The following is a 2,972-nucleotide window of genomic DNA, read 5'->3' as shown; positions in this document are numbered from 1 at the left end:
TGATTTCATTCGTGCCTGTGCTCAAAGTGGTAAGCCAGTGAATTTCAAGAAGGGTCAATTTTTATCCCCTCATGAAATGTTGAATGTCATTGATAAAGCTCGTGCAGCTGCAGTAGAAGCAAGTCTTCCAGATCAATTTATGGTTTGTGAGCGTGGCGCTTCATTCGGTTATAACAACCTAGTTTCTGATATGCGTAGCTTAGCCATTTTGCGTGAAACAAAGGCTCCGGTTGTGTTTGACGCTACTCATTCAGTGCAATTGCCTGGTGGTCAAGGCAATGCGAGTGGTGGGCAACGCGAGTTTGTGCCAGTGCTGGCCCGTGCCGCCGTTGCAGTTGGCATTAGTGGCTTATTTATGGAGACACATCCAGATCCAGCTAAAGCGCTTTCAGATGGTCCGAATGCCGTACCACTCAATCGTATGAAAGAGTTGCTTGAATCTTTGGTGGCGATTGATTCGGTTGTTAAGAAGCCTGGATTATTTTTAGAAGATAGTTTCAAGTAACACCCCAAATTCATTTTTACTTAGGAGAAGGTGCATGAGCGCCATTGTTGACATTATCGGTAGAGAAGTTTTAGATTCACGTGGAAATCCCACGGTTGAGTGCGATGTCTTGCTTGAGTCTGGTGTTATGGGGCGTGCAGCAGTTCCTTCAGGCGCTTCAACTGGTTCACGTGAAGCCATTGAGCTTCGCGATGGAGATAAAGAGCGTTACTTAGGCAAAGGCGTTCTTAAGGCCGTTCAAAATATTAATATTGAGATTGCTGAATCAGTCTTAGGTCTTGATGCAAGTGAGCAAGCATTTCTTGATCACACCTTAATTGAATTAGACGGGACTCATAATAAGGCTCGCTTAGGTGCTAACGCAACTCTAGCCGTCTCTATGGCTGTAGCACGCGCTGCTGCAGAAGAAGCTGGCTTGCCTTTGTATCGTTATTTTGGCGGATCAGGCGGTATGCAGTTACCAGTCCCAATGATGAATATCGTCAATGGTGGAGCACACGCCAATAACAGCTTAGATATTCAAGAATTCATGGTGATGCCAGTCGGGGCTCAAAGTTTCCGTGAAGCCCTTCGTTGTGGCGCTGAAATCTTTCATGAATTGAAGAAAATCATCGGCGCACAAGGTATGCCAACCACTGTTGGTGATGAGGGTGGCTTTGCTCCGAACTTTAAGAGTAATCAAGAGTGCTTGCAGACGATCATGAAGGCAATTGAGGGTGCCGGCTATCAAGCCGGTGAAGATGTCCTATTAGCCTTGGATTGTGCCGCTAGTGAGTTCTATAAAGATGGTAAGTACCACTTATCAGGCGAAGGTTTACAGTTAAGTTCGAGCGAATTCTCAGACTACCTCGGCAACCTTGCCGATCAATTCCCAATCGTGTCGATTGAGGATGGTATGCATGAGAGTGACTGGGATGGATGGGCTGACATCACTCAAAAATTGGGTAAGAAAATCCAATTAGTTGGGGATGATCTCTTTGTTACCAACACGCGCATTCTTAGAGAGGGCATTGAGAAGGGTATTGCCAACTCCATCCTCATTAAGATTAATCAAATTGGTACATTGACTGAGACCTTTGCTGCAATTGAAATGGCTAAGCGTGCTAATTACACTGCAGTGATTTCTCATCGCTCCGGTGAAACAGAAGACAGCACAATTGCTGATATTGCTGTTGGTACCAATGCTGGCCAGATCAAGACTGGTTCTTTGTCTCGATCTGATCGTATTGCTAAGTACAACCAGTTATTGCGTATTGAAGAAGACTTGGGTGATGTTGCAAGCTACCCAGGAAAATCGGTTTTCTACAATCTCAAGCGCTGATCATTGGCTAGCTTTTAGTCTATGCGTATCGCCATCTACTCAATGCTGTTATTGCTGATTGCAATACAGTACCCACTCTGGTTGGGGAAGGGTGGATGGCTCAAGGTTTACGAAATGGAGAGGCAACTCGATTTGCAGAGGGCTAAGAATAGCCTACTCAGCTTGCGCAATGCCAAACTCACTGGTGATGTTAAGGATTTAAAAGAGGGCACTCGGGCAATTGAAGAGCGTGCTCGCGTTGAACATGGCATGATCAAGGAAGGCGAGTTTTTTGTACAAATTTTGCCAACTGAAAAACCCACTACAAATGATGCGGATGGCGTAAAGCCTACAAGTGCTAAACGCTAGTCCTGCATCCTAATGTCCGCTTGATGGCGGTCTTGTTGCGTCTGCTAATAAATCTGTCTTAAAAACTTGTCTGCAATCTACGGCGTCAAAGCGATAGGCTTTAGAGCAAAAATCACACTCGGTCTCTACAGCACCTTGCTCTGCAAGAATGCTTTCAACTTCCTCTTCGCCCAGCATTCTGAGGACATCAGCCACCTTGGCCCGAGAACAACGGCAACCAAAGCGAACAGGGCGAACTGGGAAACTGCGAACACCACTTTCTGTAGACTCTTCTAAAAAGAGACGGCGTAAGATAGTTTCGGGTGAAAGAGTTAGCAATTCTTCATTAGTGATGGTCTCACCAAGAGTCTGAATTCTGGTCCAACCTTCAGCGGCAAGTTGGGGGTCTAGGTGGGCATGACCTCCGGAGTCGGGCAAGCGCTGCAAAAGTAATCCACCGACATGGGTGTCGTTTGAAGCCAACCAAATACGGGTGTCTAGCTGTTCTGAATTTTGCATGTACAAAGCGATGGCTTCAGCAGCACTTGTAACAGGCTTAATAACCGTACCACGATGTTCCTGGAGTGCCACAATGCCTTGATAGGGAGCTTGACCAGGTTGGCGATCAGAAGGGTCAAGAGTAATCACCAGGCGCCCAGTATTGTCAGCATCCAGCAATTCACCTAGTGTGGCGTTGGGCTCAATACTATCTGCCTCTACGGAGAGCTTTACCGTAGCGCGAATAGTCAGATCAGACTTACATTCAACCACGAGAAGCTGAATTGGACCTTTACTCTGAGCTTGAATAATCAAGGTCCC

General features: G+C 46.3%; 3 protein-coding genes and 1 pseudogene. 3 read left to right on the top strand and 1 reads right to left on the bottom strand.

Annotated elements, in window-relative coordinates; genetic code table 11:
• The 3 genes and pseudogenes from B7Y67_RS14245 to ftsB form a co-directional block, all read left to right on the top strand.
• Positions 1–505: pseudogene (locus B7Y67_RS14245) on the top strand (3-deoxy-8-phosphooctulonate synthase); the annotation flags it as partial.
• Positions 506–539: 34 nt separating this feature from the next.
• On the top strand, positions 540–1,826 hold the full coding sequence (gene eno, locus B7Y67_RS14240; protein WP_293599209.1) for a phosphopyruvate hydratase: 1,287 nt from the start codon (positions 540–542) through the stop codon (positions 1,824–1,826).
• Positions 1,827–1,847: 21 nt separating this feature from the next.
• Entirely contained in the window at positions 1,848–2,174 is a 327-nt protein-coding gene (ftsB, locus tag B7Y67_RS14235) for a cell division protein FtsB (RefSeq protein ID WP_215303645.1), read from the top strand.
• Positions 2,175–2,183: 9 nt separating this feature from the next.
• Here ftsB and B7Y67_RS14230 read toward each other — a convergent pair.
• On the bottom strand, positions 2,184–2,972 hold a 789-nt coding region (locus B7Y67_RS14230), incomplete at its 5' end, for an Hsp33 family molecular chaperone HslO (protein ID WP_293599208.1).

The sequence above is a fragment of the Polynucleobacter sp. 35-46-11 genome (assembly GCF_002281105.1).
The sequence above is the reverse complement of the archived record's forward strand: the minus strand, read 5'-3'. Positions and strand labels throughout refer to the sequence as shown.

Coding starts and splice junctions, on each gene's coding strand:
- eno (WP_293599209.1), top strand. CDS start 540: ATGAGCGCCATTGTTGACATTATCGGTAGAGAAGTTTTAGATTCACGT.
- ftsB (WP_215303645.1), top strand. CDS start 1,848: ATGCGTATCGCCATCTACTCAATGCTGTTATTGCTGATTGCAATACAG.